A 4,324-nucleotide genomic window follows, 5' to 3' on the forward strand; every position below is an offset into this window, starting at 1 on the left:
GACATGGGGCGGGGGGCGCGCGCGCCAGGCGGAGAGGGGACACGGGCCCGCCCCTCACGCGCTGGCGGCGAGGTCAGGCATTGAACTCTGCGGCGAGCTCCCGGCGGTCCTGCTCGCCGATGAGGTGCTGGGCGTAGCGGACCAGGTCCGCCTCGGTGAGGATGCCCTGGAGGACGCCGCCCTCATCCACCACGGGCAGGCAGCCGTACTTGTGCTCGAGCATCAGCGTCACCGCCCGGCGCAGCGGCGTGTCCGGGCGCACCGTCTGCACGTCGCGCGTCATGATGTCCGCGGCCCAGAGCGGCTGCGCGGCCGGATCCGTGGCGTGGGTGGCGGCGGCGCGCAGCAGGTCGCGGTGGGTGATGAGGCCCACCAGCTTCTCTTGCCGCACCACCGGCAGGTGACGGATGCGGTGCAGCCGGAGCAGCTCATCCGCCTTGGCCAGGTTCTGCGTTTCCTTGAGCGTGACGACGTCACGGGTCATCAGCTCTCCGACGATCTGCATGGCGGTACTCCTGGCAGTTGGAAGACGACGAATGTCCCTTCATCGTTGCATCTCCGGGGCCAGCAGGTCTGCCCCAAGGAACGGTGTTTCCCCGCCTTGGGGCGCGCAAGGTTTGCGTGGAGCCCCGCCGCTCCGCAGGCATTGCGTGGTCGACGAGCGCTTGCGCCCGCGGCCGGGTTGAAGCCGGCCGCGCTGTGCGCTACATGCTCACCCTGTCGCTAGGGGTGTCCCGGAAGGGACTGAGACGGCCGTGGTCCCGGCCAACCCTTGGAACCTGAACCGGTTCGTACCGGCGGAGGGAAGCGGCCCGGGAGGCTTGCTGCCCCCCGACCGCCTGCCCATCCGCCCTCTCAAGAGGAGATGCGTGATGAGCGGAGCGTCCAGAAGCCTGAAGGTCGACGGGAAGGTGCTGGAGGGAATCAGCCGGGGCCCGCTGCCAGCCTCGCGCAAGGTGTACGTGCCCGGCGTGCTGCACCCGGACCTGCGCGTGCCCCTGCGCGAAATCAGCCAGACGCCCACGCGCCTCGGCCACGGCCCGGACGCGAAGGAGACGGCCAACCCGCCCGTGCACGTCTACGACTCCAGCGGGCCGTATACGGATCCGGCCGCGGAGCTCGACCTGCGGCAGGGGCTGCCCGCGCTGCGCGAGTCCTGGATCCTGGGCCGCAATGACACCGAAGCGCTGTCCGGCGTGAGCTCCGAATACGGCCGCGCCCGTGAAGCGGACCCGCGTCTGGTGGGCCTGCGCTTCGCCCACCGCCGCTCGCCGCGCGTGGCGAAGTCCGGCGCCAACGTCACGCAGATGCACTACGCGCGCAAGGGCATCATCACCCCGGAGATGGAGTACGTGGCGCTGCGGGAGAACCTCCAGGTGGAGGCGTCTCTCGCGGCCCAGCACCCGGGCCAGTCGTGGGGCGCGGCGATTCCGCGGGTGATTACGCCCGAGTTCGTGCGAGACGAAATCGCGCGGGGCCGCGCCATCATCCCGGCCAACATCAACCACCCGGAGCTGGAGCCGATGATCATCGGCCGCAACTTCCTGGTGAAGATCAACGCCAACATCGGCAACTCGGCCGTCACGTCTTCCATCGAGGAAGAGGTGGAGAAGATGGTGTGGTCCATCCGCTGGGGCGCGGACACGGTGATGGACCTGTCCACCGGCCGCAACATCCACGAGACGCGCGAGTGGATCCTCCGCAACGCGCCGGTGCCCATCGGCACCGTGCCCATCTACCAGGCGCTGGAGAAGGTGGGCGGCAAGGCGGAGGACCTCACCTGGGAGCTGTACCGCGACACGCTCATCGAGCAGTGCGAGCAGGGCGTGGATTACTTCACCATCCACGCGGGCGTGCTGCTGCGCTACGTGCCGTGGACGGCGAAGCGCCTGACCGGCATCGTCAGCCGTGGCGGCTCCATCATGGCCAAGTGGTGCCTCGCCCACCACCGGGAGAACTTCCTCTACACGCACTTCGAGGAAATCTGCGAAATCATGAAGGCGTATGACGTCAGCTTCAGCCTGGGCGACGGGTTGCGGCCGGGCTCCATCGCGGATGCCAACGACGCGGCGCAGTTCGGTGAGCTGGAGACGCTGGGCGAGCTGACCCAGATTGCCTGGAAGCACGACGTGCAGGTGATGATTGAAGGTCCGGGCCACGTGCCCATGCACCTCATCCAGGAGAACATGACGAAGCAGCTGGCCGTGTGCGGCGAGGCGCCGTTCTACACGCTGGGGCCTCTCACCACGGACATCGCGCCGGGCTACGACCACTTCACCAGCGGCATCGGCGCGGCGATGATCGGCTGGTTCGGCACGGCGATGCTCTGCTACGTGACGCCCAAGGAGCACCTGGGGCTGCCGGACCGGGACGACGTGAAGGAAGGCGTCATCACGTACAAGATTGCCGCCCACGCCGCGGACCTGGCCAAGGGGCATCCAGGGGCCCAGGCCCGGGACAACGCGCTGTCCAAGGCCCGCTTCGAGTTCCGCTGGGAGGACCAGTTCAACCTGTCGCTGGACCCCGAGCGCGCCCGCGCCTTCCACGACGAGACGCTGCCGGCGGAAGGCGCGAAGGTGGCGCACTTCTGCTCCATGTGCGGTCCGCAGTTCTGCTCCATGAAGATCACGCAAGAGGTGCGTGACTTCGCCGCGAAGCAGGGCGTGAGCGACGACGCCGCGCTTCAGTCCGCGCTCGATGAGAAGAGCGAGGAATTCAAGAAGGCTGGGAGCCAGTTGTACCGCTAGGCGGGGGCCTCTTCAGATCACCTGTCCTGGACGTGACAATCGGAGTGGGTGCGTGTCATGGTGGACCCCGCTGGGTGCGGTGCACGCGCCCGAGACATCTTTGGAGGGGATTTTCAATGGAGACTCCGCCGCAGGAGCAAATGGGTTCGTTCATCAGTGGCACGCCGATGCCGACCCAGGATGAGAAGACGATGGGGCTGCTCGCTCACATGGGCACCATCCTGGCCAACTTCGTGGGCCTGGGCTTCGCCGTGCCGCTGGTGTTGATGCTGACGAAGGGCAAGGAGTCCTCCTTCGTCCGCGCCCACGCCGTGGAGTCGCTGAACTTCCAGATCACGGTGTTCATCGCGGCCTTCGTCAGCGCCATCACCGTGTGCATCGGCATTGGCGCCGTCCTGCTGCCCATCGTCGGCATCGTCGCCATCGTCTTCTCCATCATCGCGGGTCTGAAGGCGAACGAGGGGCAGCTCTACAAGTACCCGGTCAACATTCGACTGGTGAAGTAGCGCGCCACGCGGGGCCGGCGGAAACGGTCCAGGAACACTCGGGCGGGCCAGGCGCGAAGGCGCGGGCCCGCCCGTCGTGTTTTCAACCGCCGATGCCCATCATGGACAGCAGCGTGGCGCCGTTGCCGGGCTCGGTGAAGCGGTGCCCTTCTGGCTTGTCGCCCAGCGCCCGGCGGATGGCCACGGCCAGCTCCGCGTCGCTGGCACCGCCACGGATGAGCTGATGCAGCGGCGCCTGCGCCCGGCCGCCGAGGCAGCTGCGCAAGTCGCCATTGGACGCCACGCGCACGCGGTTGCAGGCGCCGCAGAAGTTCTGGGTGAGCGGGGAGATGAAGCCCACGCGGCCTCCGGGCGCACGCCAGTAGCGCGCCGGTCCGGCGGCGTCGCCCGTGTCATCCGGCTCGGGTTCCAGCGGCAGCCCTGACGCCTGGAGCCGCGCTACCAGCTCCGCGGTGGGCACCGGCGTGCCCTGACCGAAGGGCATCAGCTCGATGAAGCGGGGCGTGAAGCCGCGCGCGTGCGCATAGGCGATCAGCGCGGAGGCCTCCTCGTCGTTCACGCCCCGCATGACGACGACGTTGAGCTTGAGAGACGCGTAGCCGGCGCCCGCCGCCGCGTCCACGCCTCGCAGCACCGCGTCGAAGTCCCCCTGCTTGGAGATGCGGCGGAACGTCTCCGCCAAGAGGGTGTCCAGGCTCAGGTTGAGCTGGGTGACGCCCGCCTCGCGAAGGGGGAGGGCGAGCCGCTCCAGGTGGCTGGCGTTGCTGGTGATGGCCAGGTGCTGGATGCCGGGCACCGCGGTGATGCGCCGGGCGATGTCGAGGATGTCCGGACGGATCAGCGGCTCGCCGCCGGTGAGCCGCACGCGGCGGATCCCCATGCGGGCGAAGACGGAGGTGATTCGCTCCAACTCCTCGGGGCCCAGCAGGTCCCGCTTGCCGCCCCACGAAGCGGGCGAGCAGTAGATGCACCGGAAGTTGCACCGGTCGGTGATGCTCAGCCGCAGGTACGTCATCCGCCGCCCCTGCGCGTCCAGCAGGGGCGGCGGATGACGTACCTGCGGCTGAGCAT

At 68.7% G+C, this 4,324-nt stretch carries 4 protein-coding genes and 1 riboswitch; of the genes, 2 read left to right on the plus strand and 2 right to left on the minus strand.

The features are described from left to right. Positions 1-73: 73 nt before the first annotated feature. Positions 74-505 (minus strand): CBS domain-containing protein, encoded by a 432-nt coding sequence (locus HNV26_RS36935; protein WP_011554239.1) that lies wholly within the window; start codon positions 503-505, stop codon positions 74-76. 210 nt (positions 506-715) lie between these two features. Then, positions 716-823: riboswitch (TPP riboswitch) on the plus strand. A 49-nt stretch (positions 824-872) separates the two neighbouring features. Between HNV26_RS36935 and thiC the strand changes: the two genes are divergently transcribed. Then, on the plus strand, positions 873-2,747 hold the full coding sequence (gene thiC, locus HNV26_RS36940; protein ID WP_171442017.1) for a phosphomethylpyrimidine synthase ThiC: 1,875 nt from the start codon (positions 873-875) through the stop codon (positions 2,745-2,747). A 116-nt stretch (positions 2,748-2,863) separates the two neighbouring features. Next, positions 2,864-3,253 (plus strand): DUF4870 domain-containing protein, encoded by a 390-nt coding sequence (locus HNV26_RS36945; RefSeq protein ID WP_140863651.1) that lies wholly within the window; start codon positions 2,864-2,866, stop codon positions 3,251-3,253. Positions 3,254-3,335: 82 nt separating this feature from the next. Here HNV26_RS36945 and moaA read toward each other — a convergent pair whose 3' ends face one another. Beyond that, complete coding sequence (gene moaA / locus HNV26_RS36950; protein ID WP_253817393.1) at positions 3,336-4,292, minus strand: GTP 3',8-cyclase MoaA; 957 nt, start codon at positions 4,290-4,292, stop codon at positions 3,336-3,338. Between the last annotated feature and the right edge of the window lie 32 nt (positions 4,293-4,324).

This window comes from Myxococcus xanthus, assembly GCF_013116825.1.
Lineage (GTDB): Bacteria > Myxococcota > Myxococcia > Myxococcales > Myxococcaceae > Myxococcus > Myxococcus xanthus_B.